21 protein-coding genes, 1 other RNA gene and 1 pseudogene are annotated in these 23,994 nt (G+C 64.9%); 12 read left to right on the plus strand and 11 right to left on the minus strand.

What is annotated here, in order from left to right; genetic code table 11:
• Window positions 1-69 precede the first annotated feature (69 nt).
• Complete coding sequence (locus CSV86_RS26935) at window positions 70-477, plus strand: flagellar basal body-associated protein FliL (protein WP_009395646.1); 408 nt, start codon at window positions 70-72, stop codon at window positions 475-477.
• On the opposite strand, the pseudogene CSV86_RS26940 reads toward CSV86_RS26935, so the two are convergent.
• The 4 genes and pseudogenes from CSV86_RS26940 to CSV86_RS26955 form a co-directional block, all read right to left on the minus strand.
• Window positions 478-1,586: pseudogene (locus tag CSV86_RS26940) on the minus strand (ABC transporter permease).
• A complete protein-coding gene (gene rbbA / locus CSV86_RS26945; protein WP_009395642.1) occupies window positions 1,586-4,306 on the minus strand; it encodes a ribosome-associated ATPase/putative transporter RbbA in 2,721 nt (906 codons plus the stop codon). Before rbbA ends, CSV86_RS26940 begins: the two are co-directional and overlap by 1 nt.
• Window positions 4,303-5,262, minus strand: a complete 960-nt coding sequence (locus tag CSV86_RS26950) for an HlyD family secretion protein (protein ID WP_080604712.1) — start codon at window positions 5,260-5,262, stop codon at window positions 4,303-4,305. The genes rbbA and CSV86_RS26950 overlap by 4 nt, the downstream gene beginning before the upstream one ends.
• Before the next feature lie 100 nt (window positions 5,263-5,362).
• On the minus strand, window positions 5,363-5,812 hold the full coding sequence (locus CSV86_RS26955; protein WP_009395637.1) for an EVE domain-containing protein: 450 nt from the start codon (window positions 5,810-5,812) through the stop codon (window positions 5,363-5,365).
• A 187-nt stretch (window positions 5,813-5,999) separates the two neighbouring features.
• Between CSV86_RS26955 and CSV86_RS26960 the strand changes: the two genes are divergently transcribed.
• Window positions 6,000-6,158, plus strand: a complete 159-nt coding sequence (locus tag CSV86_RS26960; protein WP_009395635.1) for a hypothetical protein — start codon at window positions 6,000-6,002, stop codon at window positions 6,156-6,158.
• 1 nt (window position 6,159) lies between these two features.
• Here the strand turns inward: CSV86_RS26960 and CSV86_RS26965 are convergent, their stop codons facing one another.
• The 4 genes from CSV86_RS26965 to CSV86_RS26980 all read right to left on the minus strand — a co-directional run bounded on the left by CSV86_RS26965 (window position 6,160) and on the right by CSV86_RS26980 (window position 7,547).
• On the minus strand, window positions 6,160-6,765 hold the full coding sequence (locus tag CSV86_RS26965; RefSeq protein WP_009395633.1) for a 5-formyltetrahydrofolate cyclo-ligase: 606 nt from the start codon (window positions 6,763-6,765) through the stop codon (window positions 6,160-6,162).
• 61 nt (window positions 6,766-6,826) lie between these two features.
• Window positions 6,827-7,004, minus strand: a non-coding RNA gene (gene ssrS, locus CSV86_RS26970) — 6S RNA.
• A 19-nt stretch (window positions 7,005-7,023) separates the two neighbouring features.
• Complete coding sequence (locus CSV86_RS26975) at window positions 7,024-7,341, minus strand: cell division protein ZapA (RefSeq protein WP_009395631.1); 318 nt, start codon at window positions 7,339-7,341, stop codon at window positions 7,024-7,026.
• Window positions 7,338-7,547, minus strand: coding sequence for a TIGR02449 family protein (locus CSV86_RS26980; RefSeq protein WP_009395629.1), 210 nt, complete (start codon window positions 7,545-7,547; stop codon window positions 7,338-7,340). Before CSV86_RS26980 ends, CSV86_RS26975 begins: the two co-directional genes overlap by 4 nt.
• A gap of 151 nt (window positions 7,548-7,698) precedes the next feature.
• Between CSV86_RS26980 and CSV86_RS26985 the strand changes: the two genes are divergently transcribed.
• The 9 genes from CSV86_RS26985 to gcvP all read left to right on the plus strand — a co-directional run bounded on the left by CSV86_RS26985 (window position 7,699) and on the right by gcvP (window position 19,693).
• Complete coding sequence (locus tag CSV86_RS26985) at window positions 7,699-8,253, plus strand: YecA/YgfB family protein (protein ID WP_009395627.1); 555 nt, start codon at window positions 7,699-7,701, stop codon at window positions 8,251-8,253.
• Window positions 8,254-8,272: 19 nt separating this feature from the next.
• Complete coding sequence (pepP, locus tag CSV86_RS26990; RefSeq protein WP_009395625.1) at window positions 8,273-9,613, plus strand: Xaa-Pro aminopeptidase; 1,341 nt, start codon at window positions 8,273-8,275, stop codon at window positions 9,611-9,613.
• A complete protein-coding gene (gene ubiH / locus CSV86_RS26995) occupies window positions 9,610-10,809 on the plus strand; it encodes a 2-octaprenyl-6-methoxyphenyl hydroxylase (RefSeq protein ID WP_009395622.1) in 1,200 nt (399 codons plus the stop codon). The genes pepP and ubiH overlap by 4 nt, the downstream gene beginning before the upstream one ends.
• A 41-nt stretch (window positions 10,810-10,850) precedes the next feature.
• Window positions 10,851-12,068, plus strand: coding sequence for a 2-octaprenyl-3-methyl-6-methoxy-1,4-benzoquinol hydroxylase (locus tag CSV86_RS27000; RefSeq protein ID WP_170395217.1), 1,218 nt, complete (start codon window positions 10,851-10,853; stop codon window positions 12,066-12,068).
• Between the two features lie 105 nt (window positions 12,069-12,173).
• Window positions 12,174-13,175, plus strand: a complete 1,002-nt coding sequence (locus tag CSV86_RS27005; protein ID WP_009395618.1) for an extracellular solute-binding protein — start codon at window positions 12,174-12,176, stop codon at window positions 13,173-13,175.
• Window positions 13,176-13,383: 208 nt separating this feature from the next.
• Window positions 13,384-14,946: an ABC transporter permease gene (locus CSV86_RS27010; RefSeq protein ID WP_376699777.1), complete on the plus strand. Its 1,563-nt coding sequence runs from the start codon at window positions 13,384-13,386 to the stop codon at window positions 14,944-14,946.
• Window positions 14,947-15,066: 120 nt separating this feature from the next.
• Complete coding sequence (gene gcvT / locus CSV86_RS27015; protein ID WP_009395614.1) at window positions 15,067-16,149, plus strand: glycine cleavage system aminomethyltransferase GcvT; 1,083 nt, start codon at window positions 15,067-15,069, stop codon at window positions 16,147-16,149.
• Between the two features lie 48 nt (window positions 16,150-16,197).
• Window positions 16,198-16,581 carry a glycine cleavage system protein GcvH gene (gene gcvH, locus CSV86_RS27020; RefSeq protein ID WP_009395613.1) on the plus strand — a complete coding sequence of 128 codons (384 nt, stop codon included), beginning with the start codon at window positions 16,198-16,200 and terminating at the stop codon, window positions 16,579-16,581.
• Window positions 16,582-16,819: 238 nt separating this feature from the next.
• Window positions 16,820-19,693: an aminomethyl-transferring glycine dehydrogenase gene (gcvP, locus tag CSV86_RS27025; protein WP_009395611.1), complete on the plus strand. Its 2,874-nt coding sequence runs from the start codon at window positions 16,820-16,822 to the stop codon at window positions 19,691-19,693.
• Window positions 19,694-19,708: 15 nt separating this feature from the next.
• Here gcvP and CSV86_RS27030 read toward each other — a convergent pair whose 3' ends face one another.
• Both CSV86_RS27030 and CSV86_RS27035 read right to left on the minus strand, forming a co-directional pair.
• Window positions 19,709-21,439, minus strand: a complete 1,731-nt coding sequence (locus CSV86_RS27030; protein WP_009395609.1) for a GspE/PulE family protein — start codon at window positions 21,437-21,439, stop codon at window positions 19,709-19,711.
• Window positions 21,440-21,503: 64 nt separating this feature from the next.
• Entirely contained in the window at window positions 21,504-21,860 is a 357-nt protein-coding gene (locus tag CSV86_RS27035; protein ID WP_009395608.1) for an ACT-like domain-containing protein, read from the minus strand.
• Between the two features lie 126 nt (window positions 21,861-21,986).
• Between CSV86_RS27035 and CSV86_RS27040 the strand changes: the two genes are divergently transcribed.
• Window positions 21,987-22,457, plus strand: coding sequence for an Lrp/AsnC family transcriptional regulator (locus CSV86_RS27040; RefSeq protein ID WP_009395606.1), 471 nt, complete (start codon window positions 21,987-21,989; stop codon window positions 22,455-22,457).
• 45 nt (window positions 22,458-22,502) lie between these two features.
• On the opposite strand, the gene CSV86_RS27045 is transcribed toward CSV86_RS27040, so the two are convergent.
• Complete coding sequence (locus tag CSV86_RS27045; protein WP_009395605.1) at window positions 22,503-23,873, minus strand: CYTH domain-containing protein; 1,371 nt, start codon at window positions 23,871-23,873, stop codon at window positions 22,503-22,505.
• Window positions 23,874-23,994: the final 121 nt, after the last annotated feature.

Genomic DNA, 23,994 nt, shown 5'->3' on the forward strand with positions numbered 1-23,994 from the left:
CCAGCCCGGGCTTGGGTTTGCCAGGCGCGCTGGGTATGCTGGCGACCCATTGTTTCGAGGAGCGAGTTCGTGAAAGCGTGGATCCTGGTGGTACTGGCACTGATGCTGCCAGCAGCGGCAATGGCCGAAGAAGAGAAGGAAGGCGCGGCGCCCAAGGTGTCCTATGTCAGTCTGAACCCGCCATTCGTCGGCAACTACGCTCTCGACGGCAGCCCGCGCCTGCGGGTGTACAAGGCCGACGTGGCGCTCAAGGTCACCGGCGACGCCGATGCTGCCGCGGTCAAGCACCACGAGCCGCTGATCCGCAACCAGCTGGTGGCGCTGTTCACCCAGCAGCCGCTGGATGCCATGAGCAATGTCGAGGCCAAGGAAAAGCTGCGCCAGGAAGCCCTCAAGCAGGTCCAGCAGGTGCTGGAAAACGAAGAAGGCCGCCCGGTCGTCGAAGACCTGCTGTTCAACAACCTGATCGTCCAGTAGTCACGAGGCCAGGCTGCGGCGAAAGCGCGCCAGGGCGATCACGAAGAAGGCCAGGCCGATCGCCGCCAGGGCCAGCAGGTCCGGCCAGACCACGTTGACTCCGGCGTCGCGGAACAGAATGGCGGCGCCGAGGCTGACGAAGTGGGTCGAAGGCGATAGCTGCATCACCCATTGCAACCATTGCGGCATGCTGTCCAGCGGCGTGCTGCCCCCGAGAGCAGCAGCATCGGGATGATCACCGGAATCGCCAGCAGGCCGAACTGCGGTGTCGAACGTGCCAGGGTCGCGAGGAAGATCCCCAGCGCGGTGCTGGCGAACAGATACAGTGCGGTCACTCCGAGAAACAGCCCCAGCGAGCCCGCCAGCGGCACGCCCAAAGCCCACTTCACGATCACTTCCAGCGACACCCAGGTGCACAGCACGACTACCAGCGCGTTGCTGGCGATTTTCGCCAGCATGATTTCCAGTGCCGTCAGGGGCAGCACCAGCAGGTGATCGAGTGTGCCGTGCTCGCGTTCGCGCAGTAGCGCCGTGCCGGTCAGGACGATGGCAAGGATGGTGATGTTGTTGATGATCTGGATCACCGCGAGGAACCAGCCGCCCTCCAGGTTGGGATTGAACAGCGCCCGCGGTTCCAGCTGGATCGGCGGGCGATTGGCGGCGTTGGCGTAATCGAGTAGTTCGCGTTCGAAGATCCGTGCAATGTAGCCCGCACCCATGAACGCCTGGCTCATTGCCGTGGCATCGACATTGATCTGGATTTCCGGGGAGCGCCCGGCCAGCAGGTCGGTATGGAAATTCACCGGGATATTGATGACGAAAGTGAACAGGCCGTGGTCCAGGCTGCGGTCCATCTGCCCGTAGGCCAGCGGCACCGCCGCCTGGAACTCCGGTGGTTGCAGGGCCTCGGCGAGCTTGCGCGAGACCGGGCTGCGGTCCTCGTCGACCACCGCGACACTGGCGTTATGCACACCGATCACCGAGCCTGCCGCCGGCATGTAGATGGCCACGCTGAAGGCGTAGAGCAGGAACAGCAGCAGGACACTGTCGTGGCGCAGGCTGGTCAGTTCCTTCAGGCCCAGGCGCAGGATATGGGCGAGACGCTGCATCAGGCCTCCTGTTTCTTCAGCATGACCAGGCTCAACCCGGTGAACGCGGCGAAAAAGCCCAGCAGCGCCAGGCACTGCGGCCACAGCTCGCGCAGGTCGAGGGCCTTGGTAAAGGTGCCGACGGCGATGTCGAGGAAGTAGCCCGCCGGGAACAGCTGGCCCATCAGCGCCGCCGAGCCGTCGAGGGACGAACGCGGCACGATCAGCCCGGAAAACTGGATGGTCGGCAGGCTGGTGAGGATCATGGTGCCGAGGATGGCCGCGATCTGGGTGCGAGTGAAGGCGGAAATCAGCAGGCCGAGGCTGGTGGTCGCCAGCAGGTACAGCACGCCGCCGCAGGCCAGGGCCAGGGCGCTGCCCTTGAACGGTACACCGAACAGCCAGCGGTTCATTGCCACCAGCAAGGCCAGGTTGACCAGGCTCACCGCCAGGTACGGCACCTGTTTGCCGAGAAGAAACTCCAGGCGGGTCAGGGGCGTGGCGTAGAAGTTGGTGATCGAACCCAGTTCTTTTTCCCGGACGATGCCCAGCGCGGTGAGCATCGCCGGGATGAAGGCGAGGATCAGCGCCATCACCCCCGGGCCGATGGCGTTCACGCTGACTACGTCCTGGTTGTAGCGGAACCGGGTTTCCAGTTTTACCGCCGCCTGGCGCGGTTGCGCCGGGCTGCTCAGGGCCGCCAGTTGCTCGAGGTTGGCCTGGTGCACTGCCTCGACATAGTTACGGCTGGTTTCGGCGCGGAACGGCATGCCGCCGTCGAGCCAGGCAGCGACCACCGGCTGGCGCCCGGCCATCAGGTCGCGCCCGAAACCCGGCGGGATTTCCAGGGCCAGCTTGATCTCCGAACGTTGCAGGCGCTGGTGCAACTGCTGCGGGTCGCGGATGGGCGGTTGTTCGGCGAAGTAGCGCGAGCCGCGGAAGGCTTCCAGATAGGCCCGGCTTTGCGGGCTCTGGTCCTGGTCGTAGACGGCGAACGCGAGGTTCTCCACATCCAGGGAGATGCCGAAGCCGAAGATGACCATCATGAACAGCGCACCGGCCAGGGCGAAGGCCAGGCGCACCTTGTCGCGCAGCAGCTCCTTGCCCTCGCGGCTGGCCACCGCGACCAGCCGGGTCAGGCTGAAGCCGCGACGTGGTGGCGGACTGGCCGGGCCGGCAGGGTTGTCCAGATTGGCCTGCGGTGTATCCAGCGCGCCACCCTGGGCCTGTTCCAGGCAGGTGACGAAGGCGTCCTCCAGCGTCTCGCCGCCGTACCGCACCTGCAGCGCCGCAGGCGTGTCGCAGGCCAGCACCGTGCCGGCGTGCATCAGCGAAATGCGATCGCAACGCAGGGCTTCGTTCATGAAGTGGGTGGAAAGGAAAATGGTGACGCCCTGTTCGCGCGACAGCTCGACAAGCAAGCGCCAGAAGTCGTCGCGGGCGGCGGGATCGACGCCCGAGGTCGGTTCGTCGAGGATCAGCACTTCCGGGCGATGCAGCACCGCCACGGCCAGCGACAGGCGTTGCCGCAGGCCCAGCGGCAGGGCGCCGGACTGCTGGTCGGCCACCTCGCCGAGGTCGAAGCGCTCGATCAGTTCGGCGATCCGTGGCGTGCTGTCGGCCTTGTCCAGGTCGAACAGGCGGGCGTGCAGTTCGAGGTTCTGGCGCACGCTGAGCTCGCCGTACAGCGAGAAGCTCTGTGACATGAAGCCGACCCGCTTGCGTGTGGCCAGGTCCCTGGCGTCCACCGGCCTGCCGAGGAGGGTGGCGCTGCCTTCGCTGGCCGGCATCAGGCCGGTGAGCACCTTCATGGTGGTGGTCTTGCCGCAACCGTTGGACCCGAGGAAACCGAAGATCTCGCCGCGACCGATGGCGAAGCTCACCTTGTTCACCGCGGTGAAGTCCCCGAAGCGCAGGGTCAGGTCATGGGCCTCGATGGCGATGCTGTGGTCCTGGCTGTCCTGGGGTGGAATCCGCAAGGGCTCGGCGTCGTGCCGGCGATCACCCTGGAAATGGGTGAAGGCTTCGTCCAGCTTGCCGCCCGGGGTGACGCTGGCCAGTTCGCTGCTCAGGCCGGCGGCGATCAACTGGCCGCGGTCGAGCATCAGGCAGTGTTCGAACTGCTCGGCTTCCTCCATGTAGGCCGTCGCCACCAGCAGCGTCAGTTGCGGCCGCTGCTGGCGCACACGCTCCACCAGCTCCCAGAAACGCCGCCGTGACAGCGGATCGACACCCGTGGTGGGTTCGTCGAGGATCAGCAGGTCCGGCTCGTGGATCAGCGCGCAGCACAGGCCGAGCTTCTGCTTCATGCCACCGGACAGCTTGCCCGCTGGGCGCTCGGCGAAGCGGGCGAGGTCGGTGGCGTCGAGCAGGGTCTGCATGCGCGCATCGCATTCGCTGCGGGACAGGCCGAACAGGGTGGCGAAAAAGCGGATGTTCTCGCTGATCGACAGGTCCGGGTACAGGTTGCCGCCCAGGCCCTGGGGCATGAAGGCGATCAGCGGGTACAGGCTGGCGCGGTGCGAGCGCTTGCGGATCGGCCCGCCGAGGACTTCCAGCTCGCCCTGCTGCAGGCGCTTTACCCCGGCGATCAGGCCGAGCAAGGTCGATTTGCCGGCGCCGTCCGGGCCGATCAGCCCGCAGCGGGTGCCGGCGGGGAGGTCAAAGGTGATGTCGCGCAGGGCTTGCAGCGCGCCGTAGCGGTGATCGATCCCGCTCGCCCGCAGCGCCAGGGCGCTCATTGCAGGTTGGCCGGCCAGTCCACGGAGGTGGTGCGCACGTAGCCGGCCCCGGGCATGCCGGGCTTGGCCTGGGGCACCGCGTCGGGTGTGGTCAGGCGCAGTTTCACCCGGAACACCAGCTTCTGCCGCTCGTCACGGGTTTCCACCTGTTTGGGGGTGAACTGCGCCTTGGCCGCGACGAAGGCAATCTTCGCCGGCAGAGCCTGGTCGGGAAGGGCGTCGAGGACGATGCGGGCCTCGTCGCCGACCGTCAGGCGGCCGGTGGTCGATGCGGGCAGGTACAGGTTCATGTACTGGTCGCCGGGGTCGATCAGCAGCAGTACGCGACCGCCGGCACCCAGCACTTCGCCCGGCTCGGCCAGGCGCAACTGGATTACGCCGTCTAGCGGCGCGCGCAGGCTGCTGTCGTCGATCTCGCTGGTCAGTTGGGCAACCTGGGCCTCGGCCGCACCGATCGCCGCCTTGATCGCCGCCAACTGTGCACGGGCGGCAACCACTGCAGAATTGCTGGTGTCGAAGCGCGCCTGTTGCTGGTCGAGCAACTGCTGGCTGGCGTACTTGCGCTGGAACAGTTCCTTGATCCGCTTCAATTCCTGGCTGGCCAGCAACTGTTCGCTCTGGCGCAGTTGCACGGTGGCCTGGGCGGCGGCGAAGTTTTCCCGGGCTCGCAGGACTTCGGCCTCGGCCTGGCTGCGCTGGGCTTCGAGGGTACGGGTATCGATGCGGGCGAGAAGCTGGCCACGGACGACCTTGTCGCCTTCGTCGACCAGCACTTCTGCAAGGCGCCCGGGGATTTTGCTGGCGATCTGCACCTCGGTGGCTTCGAGTCGCCCGTTGCCCATGGCCAGGCCCTCGGGCAGGCGGTCATGCAGGGATTTCCAGTAGCCCAGGCCTCCGGCCGCCAGCAGCAGCGCAATCAGTGCGCCGGCGAAGATCCTGGGTGTATGTTGGCTCATCGACATGGTTTCGCATCCTGCTTACGTACGCGTCAGAGTGTGACGGACCACCTGCCCTGGTGGGTTGATTAGCGTCAAATGAGTTCCGATCCTACCCCGTTCAGCGAAGATTGAGTATTGCCGCCCATTGCTCCGCTGTGACCGGCATCACAGACAGGCGACTGCCCTTCTGCACCAGCGGCAGTTCGGCAAGGGCGGCCTGCTGCTTGAGGTAGCCAAGGCCCAGGACCTTGCGGAAGGTTTCCACATGGGCCACATCCACTGCGCTCCAGGGGTTTTTCTCGGCGCTGGCCTTGGCGTCGTGGTAGTGGCTCTGCGGGTCCAGTGCGGTCGGATCCGGATAGGCACCGGCGCTGATCCGGGCGATGCCGGCGATCCCCGGCTCGGGGCAGCTGGAATGATAGAAAAAGAACGGGTCACCGACCGCCATCGCGCGCAGGAAATTGCGCGCCTGGTAATTGCGCACGCCGTCCCAGCGTGCCTCGCCAAGACGGGCCAGATCCTCGATGGACAGCTCGTCGGGTTCGGATTTCATCAGCCAATACGCCATGGATTCGCTACCTGTTTTGCTTTGAAACAACCTGTTGCATCAAACCGACGACTGGTTGACGTCAAGGTTTGCGTGCAGACGCGCGTTGTCGGAAAATGCGCCAAATTTTTTCAGCTTGACGCTGCTGCACGGCTTATAACAAGAACCGCTGCGGACATCGTGATGAGTTTGCCTGAGGGGGCAATCGATGAATCGCAAACCGGATTTGTTCTGGGTACTCGTCTTCGTGTTCGGTCTTGGCGTGGTCACCACCGGTTACGCCCAGAGCTTCTGGGAGCGCAAGGCCGACGCTGCCTACCAGATGCCGGTCGTTCCTGCGCAAGCCCAGGCCCAGGTCCAGCGCTGATTCAGCGCGCCAGGTACCAGCCTTTGTCCGATACCGTTCCCTGTAGCGGAACGTCCCAACTGGCCTGCGCCAGACGCTCAACTTTCTGGCATTCATGTGCCAGCCCCAGCAGCAAGGGTTTCTTCCAGGCCTTGCGACGACCCTGATAGGCCAGGCTGCGGTCATAGAAGCCACCGCCCATTCCCAGGCGCCCGCCCAGTTCATCGAATCCCACCAGCGGCAGCAGGATCAGGTCCAGCGCCCAGACCGGGCGTTGCCGTGCGAGGCTGATAGTCGGCTCGGGAATGCGGAAGCGGTTGGGGCGCAGTTTTTCCCCGTGCTCGAAGCGCTGGAAGGCCATCTTGGTCCGCGGCCAGGCATGCAGCACCGGCAGGTAGGTGCACTTGCCACGGCGCTGGGCCTCGCGCAGCAACAAGCGCGGGTCGATCTCGCTGTCATTGGGCAGGTACAGGGCGATATGCCGGGCACGGCGGAACAGCGGATGCTGCGCCAGTTGCCGGTACAGGCCGCGAGCGGCGCGGCGTTGCTCGGCCGGCGTCAGGGCGCGGCGGGCATTGCGAAGCAGGCGGCGAAGTTGGGGGCGGGTCAGCGACGCGGTGTCGGTCATGGCACGGGCGATCCCTAGGGATGCCTGCGCGGAGGAAGTAAGGTGCGCAGGCAAAGGAAGCAGGCTCCCCGACGAACCGCTGTCGGTGTAGCCCTTGAACCCGAAAGTTCAAGGTGGAGATTGCAGGAGGCGTTAAGGCTTTCCGTCAAGCGGACATGCACACCGGCCCCACGTGCAACCCCCGTGGTTGTGCGTATCGGCTCAGGGACATGACCGACTGGCAAGCACTCCAGGGAGTGGGGCGGAGTATACAGAAAGTTAGTTGCTTTTTGTATCCGAGTCGTCGGCCAGGGCTTGATCCACGCGGTCCAGCAGCTCGCGCACCTGCTCGCGGGTGGCACCGCCGCTCTGGGCGTCGGGACGCTCCTGGTTGTGCAGCAGGTCGTGGGTGATGTTCAACGCGGCCATCACCGCGATGCGGTCGGCGCCGATGACTTTGCCGCTGCTGCGGATCTCGCGCATCTTGCCGTCGAGGTAGCGGGCGGCACTGATCAGGTTGCTGCGCTCTTCCGGCGGACAGATGATCGAATACTCTTTGTCGAGTATCTGCACGGTGACATTGTTCGGTGAACTCATGAGTCTTGCTCCAGGGCCTTGAGCCGCGAAATCATCGATTCGACTTTCTGTCGCGCGATTTCGTTTTTTTCGATGAGGTGGGCGCGCTCCTCGCGCCAGGACTTCTCCTGCACGGATAGGAGTGCGTTTTGCCGTTTTAGTTGCTCGACCCGCTCGATCAGCAGTTCGAGACGGCTCTTCAGCGTTTGCAGCTCGTCTTCTTGCATTGCTCGCCACTCGATTCGTCTGGCCGTGACCGCTTCGTACCCACGTCCGCCACTGGCCGGGTTTACCCGCTTCGATGGTCTTGGCGCGCCTGCCGGTGCTAGGATACAAGGCCTTCATTCTAGTCATTGCGCCGTCTGGCGCCTAGTTGCCATGTCCAATACCCAATCGCCGTACACAGCCTTCGCCAGCCTGCTCAGCAGCAACGGCCACCCCGTTTCCCCCGCCGAGCTGCATGGCCTGCTGCTCGGCCGCAGCTGCGCCGGTGCCGGCTTCGATGCCGACGCCTGGCTGGCCGATGCGGCCCACCTGCTGGAAACCGAACCGGTAGACAACGTTCGCAACGCTTTGATCGGTCTCCAGGAGATGGTCAAGGGCGAACTGACCGGCGAAGACATCACCATCGTCCTGCTCCTGCCCGGCGACGAGCAGCCACTGAGCGAACGTGCAGGCGCCCTGGGCCAGTGGTGCCAGGGCTTCCTTGCCGGTTTCGGCCTGAATGCCGGCGGCAAGGACCTGAGCGACGAAGCCAAGGAAGTGCTGCAGGACCTCACCGCCATTTCGCAAGTCCAGGACGCCCTGGAAGAGTCCGACGATGGCGAAAGCGACTATATGGAAGTAATGGAATACCTGCGTGTCGCGCCGCTGCTGCTCTACACGGAGCTGGCCAAGCCGGTCGCCGCCGCCGCCAAACCTTCCTTGCACTGAGGCCGAACAGGGGTTCCCCGTGGCAGTCACCCATATCCCGAAAGCGGAATACGCCCGGCGCCGCAAGGCGCTGATGGCGCAGATGGAACCCAACAGCATCGCCATCCTGCCGGCGGCCGCGGTTGCCATCCGCAACCGTGATGTCGAATACCTTTACCGCCAAGACAGCGATTTCCAGTACCTCAGCGGTTTTCCCGAGCCGGAAGCGGTGATTGCCCTGATTCCCGGGCGCGAGCACGGCGAATACGTGCTGTTCTGCCGCGAGCGCAATGCCGAGCGGGAGCAGTGGGACGGCCTGCGCGCCGGCCAGGAAGGCGCGATCCGCGACTTCGGTGCCGACGACGCCTTCCCCATCAGCGATATCGACGACATTCTCCCCGGCCTGATCGAAGGCCGTGACCGGGTCTACTCGGCCATGGGCAGCAACGCCGAGTTCGACCGTCGGCTGATGGAGTGGATCAACGTGATCCGTTCCAAGGCGCGCATGGGCGCGCAGCCGCCGAACGAATTCGTTGCCCTGGATCATCTGCTGCACGACATGCGCCTGTATAAATCGGCGGCGGAAGTGAAGGTCATGCGCGAGGCTGCAGCGATTTCCGCTCGTGCCCACGTTCGCGCCATGCAAGCCTGCCGTGCCGGCCTGCACGAATATAGCCTCGAAGCCGAGCTGGACTACGAGTTCCGCAAGGGCGGGGCGAAGATGGCGGCCTATGGCTCCATCGTCGCCGCCGGGCGCAACGGTTGCATCCTCCACTACCAGGAAAACGATGCGCCCCTGAAGGACGGCGACCTGGTGCTGATCGATGCCGGTTGCGAGATCGACTGCTACGCCAGCGACATCACCCGCACCTTCCCGGTCAGCGGCGTGTTCTCGGCCGAGCAGAAGGCGATCTACGAGCTGGTGCTCAGGTCGCAGGAAGCGGCCTTTGCCGAAATCGCCCCTGGCAAGCACTGGAACCAGGCCCACGAGGCGACCGTTCGGGTGATTACCGCGGGCCTGGTCGAACTGGGCCTGCTCAAGGGCGCGGTCGACGAACTGATCGAAACCGAGGCCTACCGGGCCTTCTACATGCACCGTGCCGGACACTGGCTGGGCATGGATGTGCATGATGTCGGCGAATACAAGGTCGGCGGCCAGTGGCGCGTGCTCGAACCCGGCATGGCCCTGACGGTCGAACCGGGTATCTACATTGCTGCGGACAACCCGAATGTCGCGAAGAAATGGCGCGGCATCGGTGTCCGAATCGAGGATGACGTAGTGGTAACCAGGACCGGCTGTGAAATCCTGACCTCCGGCGTGCCGAAGACGGTCGCCGAAATCGAAGCCTTGATGGCCGCTGCACGAAGCCAGGTCGCATGAGCAGGTTCAATCTGGCGATCATCGGCGGTGGCCTGGTCGGTGCCAGCCTCGCCCTGGCCCTGCAGGCCGGTGCCCGGGCTCGTGGCTGGAAGATCCTGCTGATCGAGCCCTTCGCCCCGGGCGACAGTTTCCAGCCCAGCTATGACGCGCGTTCTTCGGCGCTGTCCTTCGGCACCCGGCAGATCTATGAGCGCCTGGGCCTGTGGCAGGGCATCTCCCGGCGTGCCGAGCCGATCCGGCAGATCCAGGTGTCCGATCGCGGGCGCTTTGGCGCGACCCGCCTCGATGCCATCGAAGAAGGCGTGCCGGCGCTGGGTTACGTGGTGGAAAACGCCTGGCTCGGCCAATGCCTGTGGCAGGGCCTCGATAGCGAAGTGGTGAGCTGGCGCTGCCCGGCGGAAGTCACCGCCATGCAGCCCCTTGGCGACGGCTATCGTCTTTCCCTGAATGACGAAACCCAGGTCGATTGCGACCTGGCGGTGCTCGCCGATGGCGGCCGCTCCGGCCTGCGCGAGCAACTGGGGATCCACGTCAACCAGCGCCCGTACCACCAGAGCGCGCTGATCGCCAATATCACTCCGGGCGAAGCCCATTGCGGCCAGGCCTTCGAGCGCTTCACCGATGACGGCCCGATGGCCCTGCTGCCGCTGCCGGAAAACCGTTGTGCGCTGGTCTGGACCCGTGCCGGGATGGACGCCAGGCGCCTGGCCGAACTGGACGAACGCAGCTTCCTCGATGAACTGCAGGGCGTCTTCGGTTATCGCCTCGGCGCCTTGCGCCAGGTCGGGGCCCGGCACCTGTATCCGCTGGCGCTGATCGAGGCGCAGGAGCAGGTCCGTCCACACCTTGTTGTGCTCGGCAACGCTGCCCACAGCCTGCATCCGATTGCCGGGCAGGGCTTCAACCTGTCGCTGCGCGATGTGCAGTCGCTGGCCGATGGCCTGCTCGCCGGCCCAGACACCCCGGGCGATCTCGCTACCCTGAATGCCTACCGCGAGCGCCAGCGCCTGGACCAGGACCTGACCGTCGGCTTTTCCGACAAGGTCACCCGGCTGTTCGGTACTGCCCAGCCATTGGTCGCCACCGGACGCAACCTGGGCCTGCTCGGCCTCGACCTGCTGCCGCCGGCCAAGCGCTGGTTCGCCCGCCAGGCCATGGGCCTGGGCACCCGTCCTGATCTTCAGGGCAAGGCATGACCCTCTCTTTCTATTACCCGGAACAGGCTTGAAGCATGGACATGCGCGCGGATCTGTTGATTGTCGGTGCCGGTATGGTCGGCAGCGCCCTGGCCCTGGCGTTGCAGCACAGCGGCCTGGAAATCCTCCTGATCGATGGCAGTCCGCTGTCGGTGCAGCGCTTCGATGACGAAGCACCTTTCGAACCGCGGGTCAGCGCCCTGTCGGCCGCCAGCCAGCGCATCCTCGAACGCCTCGGCGCCTGGCAGGGCATCAGCGGACGGCGCCTGAGCCCGTATTCCGACATGCACGTCTGGGACGGTAGCGGCACTGGGCAGATCCACTTCTCGGCGGCCAGCGTGCATGCCGAGGTGCTCGGGCATATCGTCGAGAACCGAGTGGTCCAGGACGGTCTGCTGGAGCGCCTGCACGACAGCGAAATCGGCCTGCTGCCCAACGCTCGCCTGGAGCGCATGCGCCGCTCCGGTGACGAGTGGCTGCTGACCCTCGCCGATGGCCGCAACCTGCGAGCGCCGCTGGTGATCGCCGCCGACGGCGCCAACTCCGCCGTGCGCCGCCTCACTGGCTGCGAAACCCGTGAATGGGATTATCTGCACCACGCCATTGTTACCAGCGTGCAGTGCGACAAGCCGCACCTGGCCACGGCCTGGCAGCGTTTCACCGACGAAGGGCCGCTGGCCTTCCTGCCGCTGCTGCGCGACGGCCGGCAGGACTGGTGCTCGATCGTCTGGTCGACCACGCCGGAGCAATCCGCGCGCCTGATGGCACTGCCGGACAGCGAGTTCTGCGCCGAACTGGAACGGGCCTTCGAACGCCGGCTGGGCTCGGTGCTGCATGCCGATCCAAGGCTGTGCGTGCCGCTGCGCCAACGCCACGCCAAGCGCTATGTCGCCGAAGGCCTGGCGCTGATCGGCGATGCCGCCCACACCATCCATCCGCTGGCGGGCCAGGGCGTCAACCTGGGCTTCCTCGATGCTGCGGTGCTCGCCGAGGTGTTGCAGCATGCCCACGAGCGCGGTGAACGCCTGGCCGATGTCCGCGTGCTGAGCCGTTTCGAGCGCAGGCGCATGCCGCACAACCTTGCGCTGATGGCCGCGATGGAAGGTTTCGAGCGCCTGTTCCAGGCTGACCCGCTGCCGCTGCGCTGGCTGCGCAACAGCGGACTGAAATGGGTCGAGCAGATGCCGGAAGCCAAGGCCGTGTTCGTCCGTCAGGCGCTGGGCCTGAGCGGTGACCTGCCGGACCTGGCCAGGGCCTGACGCCTTCGCAACATCTGGTAACTCCTCGGTCTGGCCTTGGGTTTGTGATGGCAAATGACATTAACTACCATTTGCGCCTCATTCCGCTACCGAGGAGCGCAACCGATGTCGCCACGCAAGCATTTACTGGCCGCCCTGACCCTCACCCTGTTCGGCGGAGCTGCCCAAGCGGCGGACGAAGTGGTGGTGTACTCCTCGCGCATCGATGAACTGATCAAGCCGGTATTCGACGCCTACACCGCCAAGACAGGGGTGAAGATCAAGTTCATCACCGACAAGGAAGCCCCGCTGATGCAGCGGATCAAGGCCGAGGGCGAGAACGGCGTGGCCGACCTGCTGCTCACCGTCGATGCCGGCAACCTCTGGCAGGCCGAGCAGATGGGCATCCTGCAGCCGATCAGGTCCGATGTGATCGATGCCAACATTCCACAGAAGTACCGCGCGTCTTCCCATGAATGGACCGGCCTGAGCCTGCGCGCGCGGACCATCGTCTACTCCACCGAGCGAGTCAAGCCTGGCGAACTGACCACCTACGAAGCGCTGGCCGACAAGCAATGGGAAGGCCGCCTGTGCCTGCGCACGGCGAAGAAGGTCTACAACCAGTCGCTGACCGCCACCATGATCGAGACCCATGGCGAGGCCAGGACCGAAGAGCTGGTCAAGGGCTGGGTCAATAACCTGTCCACCGACGTGTTCTCCGACGACAACGCGGTGATCAACGCCATTGCCGCCGGCCAGTGCGACGTGGGCATCGTCAACACCTACTACTACGGTCGCCTGCACCAGGCCGACCCGAAACTGCCGGTCAAGCTGTTCTGGCCCAACCAGGGTGACCGTGGCGTGCACGTCAACCTGTCCGGCATCGGCCTGACCAAGCATGCGCCGCACCCGGAAGCGGCGAAGAAGCTGGTGGAGTGGATGACTGGCGAGGAAGCGCAGAAGATGTTCGCCGGCATCAACCAGGAATTCCCGGCCAACCCGAAAGTCGCTCCGTCCGAGGAAGTGGCGGCCTGGGGCAGCTTCAAGGCTGATGACCTGCCGGTGGAAGTGGCGGGCAAGCGCCAGGCCGAGGCGATTCGCTTGATGGACCGGGCTGGCTGGAACTGAGGTTCAGCCCTTATTCTTGCTGGGTCCTTGAGGCCCTCATCGCTGGCAAGCCAGCTCCCACAGGTTTCGCGGTGCACGCGGTCCCTGTGGGAGCTGGCTTGCCAGCGATAGGGCCCTGAAAAACACCACATCCCTGAGATCCCGCCCCTTGTCCCGCCCCACCCAACGCCGCTGGTACCCCCTGGTCTTCGCCATCGCTGCGCTGGTGATGCTGCCCCTGAGCGTGCTCGTGTTGTCGTGGCAGAGCATCGACCTGCAGATCTGGTCGCACCTGCTCGATACCCAGATGAGCCGCTTGCTGGGCAATACCTTGACCCTGGTGGTGGGCGTCGGCCTTGGTGTCACCGTGCTGGGCGTCAGCCTCGCCTGGCTCACCAGCCTCTGCGAGTTTCCCGGACGGCGCTGGCTGGACTGGGCGCTGATGCTGCCCTTCGCCATTCCCGCATACGTGCTGGCGTTCGTCTTCGTCGGCCTGCTGGACTTCTCCGGACCGGTACAGACCCTGCTGCGCGAGTGGTTCGGGCCGATGCGCTTGCCGCGAGTGCGCTCCACCGGCGGGGTGATCGTCGTGCTGGTGCTGGTGTTCTATCCCTACGTCTACCTGCTCGCGCGCAATGCCTTCCTGGCCCAGGGCAAGGGCCTGATGGAGGCCGCACGGGTGCTGGGGCAATCCCCGTTGCAGGCGTTCTGGCGCGTTGGACTGCCGATGGCGCGCCCGGCGATCCTGGCTGGCCTTGCCCTGGCGCTGATGGAAACCCTGGCGGATTTCGGTGCCGTTTCGGTGTTCAATTTCGACACCTTCACCACCGCCATCTACAAGACCTGGTATGGCTTCTTCAGCCTCTCCAGTGCGGCGCAACTGGCCAGCCTGCTGCTGCTCGCGGTGATGCTGGTGCTTTACGGCGAACGGCGTGCCCGTGGCGCCGTGCGCAGCAGCAACGAACGACCGCGGGGCAAGGCGCTGTATCACCTGCGCGGTATCAAGGCCGCTGCCGCCAGCGCCTGGTGCCTGCTGGTGTTCGCCTGCGCCTTCGTCGTGCCGATGCTGCAACTGCTGGCCTGGTTCTGGCAGCGTGGCCGTTTCGACCTCGATGAGCGCTATACCGCGTTGATCCTGCATACCCTCTACCTGGGTGCGGCGGCGGCGCTGATCACTGTCTGCGTTGCCCTGGTCCTGGCCTTCGCCCGCCGTCAGTCCTCGGCCCCGGCGATCCGTGCCGGGGTCAGCCTGGCCAACCTTGGTTATGCATTGCCCGGCTCGGTGCTGGCGGTGGCGATCATGCTGGCATTCAGTTACCTCGACCGCGAGCTGGTGATCCCGCTGTCCGGCTGGCTCGGCGGGGCGGGCAAGCCCTTGTTGCTGGGCAGTCTTTCGGCCTTGTTGCTGGCCTACCTGGTGCGCTTCATCGCCGTGGCCTACGGGCCGCTGGAAAACAGCCTGGGCCGCATCCGTCCGTCACTGCCGGAGGCCTCGCGCAGCCTGGGCGTCAGTGGCCCCAGGTTGTTTTTCAAGGTGTATCTCCCCTTGCTGGTGCCAGGCGCCCTCAGCGCAGCCTTGCTGGTCTTCGTCGATGTGCTCAAGGAAATGCCGGCGACCCTGCTGATGCGTCCGTTCGGCTGGGACACCCTGGCGGTGCGGGTATTCGAAATGACCAGCGAAGGCGAGTGGGCGCGGGCCTCGCTGCCAGCCCTGACCCTGGTGCTGGTCGGCCTGTTGCCGGTCATCGGTCTGATACGGCGCTCCGCGCGTCATCCGGGTCAGAGTCACTGACGGATGCCACCCGGCCTCCTTGCGGATACAATGCGCGGCATTCGCTGCGGCCGGTCCACGACCGGGTAGCCGGAACGCTGCCCTCAGCCGTAGCTTCGCCACGCCCGGAAGGAGAAACCCATGGGACAGCGTACGCCTCTGTATGACCTGCACCTGGCGCTTGGCGCCAAGATGGTCGATTTTGGCGGGTGGGACATGCCCCTGCATTACGGCTCGCAGGTCGAGGAACACCATCAGGTGCGCCGCGATTGCGGGGTTTTCGACGTGTCGCACATGACCGTCATCGATATCGCTGGCCTTGATGCCAGCGTCTGGCTGCGGCACCTGCTGGCCAATGACGTGGCCCGCCTCGATGTGCCCGGCAAGGCCCTCTATAGCCCCCTGCTCAATGACGAAGGCGGGGTGATCGACGACCTGATCGTCTATCGCCTCGATGATGGCTACCGGCTGGTGGTCAACGCCGCCACCCGCGACAAGGACCTGGCCTGGCTCGAATCCCGCCGCAGCGGTTTCGAAGTGCAGTTCCGCGAGCGTCCGGAACTGGCGATCCTCGCCATCCAGGGCCCGCAGGCGCGGGAAAAGGTCGCCGAATTGCTCAGCGCCTCCCGCGCTGCCCTGATCCGCGATCTCAAGCCTTTCGAAGCCCATTTCGAAGGCGATTGGTTCATCGCCCGCACCGGCTATACCGGTGAGGACGGCCTGGAAATCATCCTCCCTGCACTGCAGGCACCGGCCTTCTTCAACGACCTGGTCGGCGCCGGCATCGCTCCGAGTGGCCTCGGTGCCCGCGATACCCTGCGTCTCGAGGCCGGCATGAACCTGTACGGCAACGACATGGACGAAGGGCATTCGCCCTTGACCTCGAACCTGGCCTGGAGCATCGCCTGGGAGCCTGCCGAGCGCGATTTCATCGGGCGCGCGGCGCTGAATGCCGAAAAGGCACAAGGCGTTTCCCAGAAACTTGTCGGACTGGTCCTTGAGGAGCGTGGTGTACTACGCGCCCACCAGGTCGTGCGAGTCGCGGAAATTGGCGAAGGAGAGATCACCAGTGGTAGTTTCTCGCCTACGCTGAGCAAGGCAATCGCTCTGGCACGCCTGCCCATGGCCACTGCGGACCGCGCTGAAGTGGAAATCCGTGGCAAGTGGTATCCGGTGAGGGTGGTCAAGCCGACCTTCGTTCGCCATGGCCGAATCCTGATCTAAATTAATTCCGGCGGGCCGTCCGCTGACTCCCTGTTGAGGAACAACACAATGAGCAAAATCCCTGCCGACCTGCGTTACGCCGAAAGCCACGAGTGGGCCCGCCTGGAAGCCGATGGCACCGTGACTGTCGGTATCAGTGACCATGCCCAGGAAGCCCTGGATGACGTGGTCTTCGTCGAACTGCCTGAAGTCGGCAGCGTCTTCGCTCAAGGCGATGCGTCCGGCGTGGTCGAGTCGGTCAAGGCGGCCTCGGATATCTACTCGCCGGTCGGCGGCGAAGTCATCGCCGTCAACGATGAAGTGCGCGATAGCCCGGAGCTGGTCAACGAAGAAGTCTACGAATCCTGGTTCTTCAAGCTGAAGCCATCGGACAAGTCCGAACTGGACAAGCTGCTGAGCGCCGCGGAATACGCCAAGTCCATCGGCGAGTAAGCCCGCCGCAGTTTTTCCCGCACGATCGGCAATCCCTTCCTAGACTCTAATGGCCCCGACACCCATCGGGGCTTGGTCAAGGCTCTGTACGAAAAGCGTTGAGACGAAGGTCAGGCAAGGCGAAAACAGCCGAGGAAGCGGAGTGTACTGGAGTACATGAGCATTCCGAGGCTGTTTTCAACGCAGCATGAACGAGTATCAAGGCTTTTCCTACAGAGCCTAGGAAGAGAGAGCTGCCATGTCCCTGTTGCCATCCCTGAGCCAACTGCACGACCCCAATCCGTTCCTGCGCCGCCATCTCGGTCCCGACGCGGCCGAGCAGCAAGCCATGCTCGAAGTGCTTGGCGTCGCCAGCCGTACCGAGCTGATCGAGCAGACCGTGCCGCCCGGCATCCGCTTCAACCGCCCGCTGGACCTGCCGCCCGCCCTGGATGAACAGGCCGCGCTCGAGCGCCTGCGCGGGTATGCCGAGCAGAACCAGCGCTGGACCAGCCTGATCGGCATGGGCTACCACGCGACCCGCACACCGACGGTCATTCTGCGCAACGTCCTGGAAAATCCGGGCTGGTACACCGCCTACACGCCTTACCAGCCGGAAATCGCCCAAGGCCGCCTGGAAGCGCTGCTGAACTATCAGCAGATGGTCATCGATCTCACCGGCCTCGACCTGGCCAACGCCTCGCTGCTGGATGAGGCCACTGCCGCCGGCGAAGCCATGGCCCTAGCCAGGCGGGTGACGAAATCCCGCAGCAACCGTTTCTTCGCCGACGAGCACTGCCATCCACAGACCCTCTCGGTGCTGCAGACCCGTGCCGAGGGCTTCGGTTTCGAGCTGGTGATCGACTCGCTGGCCAACCTCGACCAGCATGAGGTGTTCGGCGCCTTGCTGCAGTACCCCGACACCCATGGCGCTGTGCATGACCTGCGTCCCGCCATCCAGCACCTGCATAGCCAGCAGGCCATCGCCTGCGTGGCTGCCGACCTCCTCAGCCTCGTACTGTTGACCCCGCCGGGCGAGCAGGGCGCCGACGTGGTGCTCGGCTCTTCCCAGCGCTTCGGCGTGCCCATGGGTTATGGCGGGCCGCATGCGGCGTATTTCGCCTGTCGCGACGAGTTCAAGCGGGCCATGCCCGGGCGCATCATCGGTGTGTCCAAGGATGCCCGGGGCAACCTGGCATTGCGCATGGCCCTGCAGACCCGCGAGCAGCATATCCGTCGCGAGAAAGCCAACTCGAACATCTGCACCGCCCAGGTGCTGCTGGCCAACATCGCTGGTTTCTACGCCGTCTATCACGGACCCGACGGGCTGCGCCGGATTGCCCAGCGGGTCCACCGGCTGACCACCATTCTTGCGGCCGGGCTGGAGCGTAACGGCGTCAAACGCCTCAACCAGCACTTCTTCGACACCCTGACCCTGGAGGTCGGTGGCAGCCAGACCTCGATCATCCAGAGTGCCGAGGCGGCGCGGATCAACCTGCGTATCCTCGGGCGCGGCCAACTGGGCGTGGCGCTCGACGAAACCTGCGATGAAAGCACGGTGCTGCGCCTGTTCGACCTGTTCCTCGGTGTCGATCATGGCCTGGACATCGCCGGGCTGGACGGCGAAGACCTGCCTGCCGGTATCCCGGATGAACTGTTGCGTCGCTCGGATTACCTGACCCACCCGGTGTTCAACCTGCACCACAGCGAAACCGAGATGCTGCGCTATCTCAAGCAACTGGAAAACAAGGATCTGGCACTGAACCAGTCGATGATCCCGCTGGGCTCCTGCACCATGAAGCTCAATGCCAGCAGCGAAATGATCCCCATCACCTGGCCCGGTTTTGCTGAGTTGCATCCCTTCGCGCCGGTGGAACAGGCGACCGGCTACAAGGCCATGATCGACGAGCTGGAAGGCTGGCTCTGCGCGATCACCGGTTTCGATGCCATCTGCATGCAGCCCAACTCCGGCGCCCAGGGCGAGTACGCCGGGTTGCTGGCGATCAGCAAGTACCACCGCAGCCGCCAGCAAGGGCAGCGCGATATTTGCCTGATCCCGGCCTCGGCCCATGGCACCAACCCGGCTTCGGCGCAGATGGCCGGCATGCAGGTGGTGATCGTGGCCTGCGATAGTGCCGGCAACGTGGATCTGGAAGACCTCAAGCTCAAAGCCAAGGAGGCGGGTGAGCGGCTGTCCTGCCTGATGGCCACCTACCCCTCGACCCATGGCGTCTACGAGGAGGGCATCAGCGAGATCTGCGAGGTTATCCACAGGCATGGCGGCCAGGTGTACATGGACGGCGCCAACCTCAATGCCCAGGTGGGGCTGGCGCGGCCGGCGGACATCGGCGCCGATGTGTCGCACATGAACCTGCACAAGACCTTCTGCATTCCCCATGGCGGCGGCGGTCCGGGCATGGGCCCGATCGGCGTGCGCGCGCACCTGGCGCCCTTCGTGGCGAGCCACCCGGTGATTCCGCTGCCGGGGCCGGATCCGCAGAACACGGCGGTCAGCGCCGCGCCCTGGGGCAGCGCGAGCATCCTGCCGATCAGCTGGATGTACATCGCCATGATGGGGCCGCAACTGGCGGATGCCAGCGAGGTGGCGATCCTTTCTGCCAACTACCTGGCCGAGCGCCTGGGCGGGGCGTTCCCGGTGCTTTATCGCGGGCGCAACGAGCGGGTCGCGCATGAATGCATCCTCGATCTGCGCCCGCTCAAGGCGCAGACCGGCATCAGCGAGGAGGATGTGGCCAAGCGCCTGATGGACTATGGCTTCCACGCGCCGACCATGTCGTTCCCGGTGCCGGGCACCTTGATGGTCGAGCCTACCGAAAGCGAGCCAAAGGCGGAGCTGGATCGCTTCGTCGAGGCCATGTTGAGCATCCGCGCGGAGATCGCCGAGGTGCAGAACGGTCATTGGCCAGCGGAGGACAACCCGCTCAAGCGTGCGCCGCATACCCTGGCCGATGTGCTGGGCACATGGGACAGGCCGTACAGCCTTGAGCAGGCCGTGGCGCCGAGCGCTCACGCCCGGGCACACAAGTACTGGCCGGCGGTGAACCGGGTGGACAATGTGTATGGGGACCGGAATCTGTTCTGTGCCTGTGTGCCGGTGGAGGATTACCGCTGAGACGTCTGTTGTTCTTCAGGGCCTCATCGCTGGCAAGCCAGCTCCCACACCTGTGGGAGCTGGCTTGCCAGCGATGAGGCCATCAGCAGCACTACACGAAATCAGGTCGATCTCCTCCTGGGTCGTGACCCCGGCCGCAACCTTCCTCATTCCATTCTCCCGCAGCCCGTCCATCGCTTCGCTGCGGGCCAGCGTCCTCAATGCGTGGATATCGCATTCAGGCCCGATCAACCCGCCTAGCCGTTCGTTCAGTTCCAGCACCTCGAACACGCCGGTGCGCCCGCGATAGCCGGTCTGCCGGCATTCCCGGCAACCCACCGCACCCTGCGCTGTGCTGCACGCCGGACACAAGGTTCGCACCAGTCGCTGTGCCAGCACGCCCACCAGCGTCGCCTTGATCAAATAATGCGCAACACCCAACTCCAGCAACCGTCCGATCGCCGAGCAGGCATCGTTGGTGTGCAGGCTCGACAGCACCAGATGTCCGGTCAACGCGGCCTGGATCGCGACTTGCGCCGTCTCAAAGTCGCGAATCTCGCCCACCATGATGATGTCCGGATCCTGTCGCAACAACGCGCGCACGCCATTGGCGAAATCCAGACCAATGCCCGGCTGCACCTGGGTCTGGTTGAACGCCGGCTCGATCATTTCTATCGGGTCCTCCAGGGTGCAGACGTTGACTTCTGGCGTAGCCAGTTCCTTGAGCGCGTTGTAGAGGGTGCTGGTCTTGCCCGAGCCGGTCGGACCGGTGACCAGGATAATGCCGTTTGGCCTGTGCAGCATGCGTTGCCAGCGATCCAGCTCGGGGCCGTCGAAGCCCAGGGCGCGGTTGTCCAAGCGCAGCAGTTGCGGGTCGAAAATGCGCACGACCAGCTTTTCGCCAAAGGTGGTGGGCAGGGTCGAAAGGCGCAGTTCGACCTCATCGCCGGCCGGGCTGCGGGTCTTGATCCGGCCATCCTGAGGGCGGCGTTTTTCCGCGACGTTCATCCGCCCCAGGTTTTTCAGGCGGCTGGTGATGGCCAGGGTCACCGTCGGCGGGAAGGGATAGGCATCGTGCAGTACGCCGTCGATGCGCAGGCGCAGCCGGCCCTGGTCACGGCGCGGTTCCAGATGGATATCGCTGGCGCGTTGCTCGAAGGCGTATTGCAGCAGCCAGTCGACGATGCTGACGATATGCGCGTCATCGGCCTCCGGCTCGCCGTCGCCCAGTTCCAGCAATTGCTCCAGGTTGCCGCTGACCGGGGGCGCAGCCTCCAGTTGGCTGGCGCCGCTGACCGAGCGGGCAAGGCGGAAGAAATCCTGGCTGATCTGGCGAATCCGCAGCGGGCTGGCTACCACCCGCACCACCCGGCGCTTGAGTGCCCGGGCCAGGTCCGCCTCCCATGAGCAGACCCACGGCTCGGCGCTTGCCACGGTAACGCTGTCGACACTCTGTGCCACTGCCAGGATCCCATGGCGGCGGGCGAAGGCCGCAGACATCAGGCCGGTCATGCCGGGCAGGTCGATGCCCAGCGGATCGAGGCGCAGGAAGGGTTGCCCGGCCTGTTGCGCCAGCCACTGGCAGAGGCTGTCCAGGTCGAGGCTGTGGCCCGGACGGTGCAGGTCGTCCAGACGCTCGCGGGCGATGCTTTCGAGCGGGTGTTCACCCGGGGTCTCGTGGCTGAAACGCTGGCGGGATTCACTGCTGATCCGGCGCTGGGCAACCAGGCTGTCCAGCAAGGGGAAAAGCTCCAGGTGGCGATCCATTGGCGAACGTCCTTGTGCAATGGAGAAATTGCCAAGGCTAGTCCGCGCCGGGCGATCTGCCGCTTCAGAAGCGTTGCTGGATCTTTCCCTGGCTTTCACTGTTGAGCAGCGCGGTGCGCAGTACGACTTCGCACACACAGATCAGGTTGCGCATCTTCTCTGCGATCAACTGGGCACGGTGCCAGCTCAAGCCATCGATGGCGATGTCCACCCGCAGCAGATCGGCCTGCTGCTGCATCTGCACGCCATGGGGCAACAGGCATTGCAAGGCGAACAGGTTAAGGATTCGGCAAAGGCTGTCGGACTCCGGCTCGACCTGCAGTTCGTAGTGGTAGCGCACCTTGTTGTTTTCGCCGCCGATGCCGTCGGCATCTTGCTGCCGGGGTAAGGCGAAGTGGTCAGGGCGTTCGAGAGCGGTCATGAGAATCCTCCGATAGCGGTGAAGGAATCTTTGCACGGCGAAGTGGAGATTATTTGCCTATCATGAGGCGCAATGACTTTTTTACGAATTGTTCAATCTGTTGAACGGCGATAGCGAGGAAAAATAATGCCCAGCGATCTGGACGCGTACGACCGCCGCATTCTGGCCGTCCTGCAGGACGATGCCTCGCTATCCAGCGCGCAGGTGGCGGAGAAGGTGGGGCTGTCGCAATCGCCGTGCTGGAGAAGAATTCAGCGGTTGAAGGAGGAGGGCGTTATCCGTGCCCAGGTGACCCTGCTGGATCGCAAGAAGATCGGCCTCAACACGCAGATTTTCGCCGAGGTGAAGCTCAACGCGCACGGCCGCTCCAACTTCGCCGAGTTCACCGAAGCGATCCGCGGTTTTCCGGAGGTGCTGGAGTGTTATGTGCTGATGGGCGCGGTGGATTTTCTGCTGCGCATCGTCACCCCCGATATCGAGGCGTACGAGCGGTTTTTCTTCGAGAAACTGTCGATGGTCCCGGGGATCCAGGAGGTCAACTCGACCGTTGCGCTGTCGGAGATCAAGTCCACCACCAGCCTGCCGGTCATCCGTTGAGCGTCCTCGCGGGCGGGCACAGCTGCCCGCCCGCGAGGAATCGGCTTACTTGCGCACCAGGTGCTTCCAGCCACGGCTCTGGGCCACGGCGAACGCCTGCTGGACGCGGGCGTCGAGGATCTCGTCGCTGATCGGTTGGTTGGCCAGTTGTTGCAGCTTGCTCAGCTCGCCGTACAGACGGTCCAGCTCCGGCGCTTTCAGCAACACATCGCGCGCGTAGTGCAGCCAGGCCAGCAGGCGCTCGATGCGGGGCAACTGCTCGGCAAGGTCTTCCGGCTGCTGCTGGTACAGCGGCAGTTGCAGGGCCTTGGCCTCGTCACCCAGTTCCACGGCCAGCCAGTTGGCCAGCGCGGCGGCACCCTGGCGCTCGCCGCGCTTGTTGCGCTCGGCGGTCCAGCCGCGGGCGATCAGCCAGCGCGAAGTGTCCAGGGAGAACTGGCCCCAGCGCGTGTCCAGCAGCTCATCGGCGAACTGCTCGGGGGCGGCACGGCGCACGTCTTCGTCGTCGTTGCCGGCCAGCACCAGGGTGCGCCAGTCTTCCAGCAGGGCGTCGAGGCGGCTACGCAGTTCACGGGTGGTTGCACGCGGTGCGGCCTGGCCGAGGCTGCTGGCCAGGGCGCGGAGCTCACCGAGGCACTGCACCCAGTCCTGCAGCAGGCGCCAGTGGCCGGTGTGCTGGTATTGCTCGGCGAGGCGCTGGCTGCTGGCGAGCAGGTGCCAGGCGAGGGCAGAGAAGGCGTCGTCCAGCGACATTTCCGGATCCAGCTCGGGCGCCGGCAGGTTGACCTGGTAGCTGGACGGATCGAGCAGACGGTAGCCGCGCTCGGCCTTGCTGATGTCGCAGGGGAACAGCGGCAGGCTCGCGGCCAGCTCGGCGGCCAGCTCCAGCAGGGCTTCCGGCTCGCCTTCACGCAGTTCCAGTTCCAGTTCGCAGATTTCTTCCTTCTGCTTGCCGGCGCTGACGGTGCCGAGGTCCAGGGCGGCTTCGATGACCACCTTGGACTTGCCGCGGCCCCAGGCGATATCGGCGAACTCGCGCACGAAATCGGTGGTGAACAGCGGCTTGATGGTTTTCTTGTCCAGCCCGGCCAGGGACTCGGGCCAGCAGGTATCGTCGAGTTTCTTCAGGTCCAGCTTGGCCTTGGGCAGCTCCCATTGGAACTCGTTGCGCTCGGACAGGCCGGCGACGCTGTTGCCGCGGGTCTTCAGGGTCTGGATCACTACATCGCCATCGCGGCGCAGGCGCAGGGCGACCCTGGCGGCGGACAAATCGCGCTCCGGGGTGTCGAAGTACTGGTTGAGCAGTTCGCGCTGCTGCCAGCCGGACTTGTTGCGCTTTTTCAGCAGCGGATGTTCGCGCAGCGCGGCGAGGGTTTCGCGGCTGATGCGCAGTTTGATTTCGGTTTCTTTATTCATTGCCGGGTAACCAGGCTGGAAGGGCGGGTACGTCTTGGCCGTGCAGTGTACAGGACTCGACAGCCCACGGTTTATTCATGCAGCCCGATGGCCCTATGATGGGGGCCGTTTCCAGGAGAAC

Source organism: Pseudomonas bharatica CSV86 (assembly GCF_000319305.2).
GTDB classification, from domain to species: domain Bacteria; phylum Pseudomonadota; class Gammaproteobacteria; order Pseudomonadales; family Pseudomonadaceae; genus Aquipseudomonas; species Aquipseudomonas bharatica.